The sequence below is a fragment of the Flavobacterium sp. genome (assembly GCF_003525665.1).
Classification (GTDB): domain Bacteria; phylum Bacteroidota; class Bacteroidia; order Flavobacteriales; family Flavobacteriaceae; genus Flavobacterium.
Map to the genome: position 1 here is coordinate 12,914 of NZ_DQDX01000069.1, position 1,638 is coordinate 14,551.

The 1,638-nt window shown below is 40.5% G+C and carries 1 protein-coding gene; it reads right to left on the reverse strand.

What is annotated here, in order from left to right; genetic code table 11:
* Positions 1–49: 49 nt before the first annotated feature.
* On the reverse strand, positions 50–1,638 hold a 1,589-nt coding region (locus DIU01_RS04915; protein WP_290832126.1), incomplete at its 5' end, for an AAA family ATPase.

The following is a 1,638-nucleotide window of genomic DNA, read 5'->3' on the forward strand; positions in this document are numbered from 1 at the left end:
AATCACTCGAAGTGACGGTAGCTTTTATCAATTTCTAATGTACGCTAGTTTAACTCACCAATGCGCTTTGATTTCTAAATACAAGTTGCCCATCAAAACTATCCAATAAAATAATACTATCTGTAGTTACTTTGCCAGCCAATATTTCTTTAGAAAGTTGGTTCAACACTTCACGCTGGATGACACGTTTCACTGGTCGTGCACCATATTGCGGATCGTAACCTTTTTCGGCTAGATAGGCAATGGCTTCTGGTGTGGCGTCCATAGTGATGTTTTGGTGTGCCAACATCTTGGTCAATCCTTTGATTTGCAAACGAACAATCTCTTTGATATTCGCACTAGTTAATGGCGTAAACATTACAATTTCGTCTATTCTATTGATGAATTCTGGACGAACGGTTTGTTTCAATAAACCAAGGACTTCTACTTTCGCAGCTTCGGTCGTGGCTTCAATTCCGCCTTTCATGTTTTCAAATTTCTCTTGTATGATGCCACTTCCCATATTACTAGTCATAATAATAATGGTGTTTTTGAAATCGGCCAAGCGTCCTTTGTTGTCGGTCAAACGTCCTTCGTCTAGAACTTGCAATAAAATGTTGAACGTATCGGGATGCGCTTTTTCAATCTCGTCTAGCAAAATTACAGAATACGGTTTTCTACGAACAGCTTCGGTTAATTGTCCGCCTTCGTCATAACCTACGTATCCTGGAGGCGCACCAACCAATCGGCTCACACTATGGCGTTCTTGGTATTCGCTCATGTCAATTCGAGTCATGGCGTTCTCATCATCAAATAGATATTCGGCTAAGGCTTTCGCCAATTCGGTTTTACCAACTCCAGTTGTTCCCAGAAATAGGAAAGTTCCAATTGGTTTTTTCATGTCTTGCAACCCAGCGCGACTTCTACGAACGGCATCACTTATAGCTTGAATGGCTTCTTCCTGACCAACAACTCTGTGGTGCAATTCGTCTTCGAGTTTTAATAATTTCTCGCGTTCGCCTTGCAGCATTTTGGTTACTGGAACGCCAGTCCATTTCGCAACGACTTCGGCAATATCTTCACGAGTAACTTCTTCTTTAATCAAGGAAGTTCCCGATTGGTTTTCAAGTAATTGTTGTTGCAACTCGTCCAATCGTTGTTGTGCTTCTTTGATTTTTCCGTAACGTATTTCAGCCACTTTTCCATAATCGCCATCGCGTTCAGCTCGTTCGGCATCGAGTTTGAAATCTTCAATTTCGAGTTTCACAGCTTGAATGTTATCAACTACATCTTTCTCTGATTTCCATTTGGTGAAAATTTCGTTGCGTTCTTCTTTAAGATTCGCTAAATCCAGACCAAGACCTTTGAGTTTGGTTTCATCATTCTCACGTTTGATGGCTTCAATTTCGATTTCCAATTGCATGATTTTTCTATCCAAAACATCCAATTCTTCGGGTTTCGAATTGATTTCCATTCGCAATTTAGAAGCCGCTTCATCCATTAAATCGATGGCTTTATCTGGAAGAAAACGATTGGTAATATAACGTTGCGACAATTCAACGGCTGCAATAATAGCATCGTCTTTGATTCGCACTTTATGGTGTGTCTCGTATTTTTCTTTTATTCCGCGCAAGATTGAAATCGCACTTTCGGTATCGG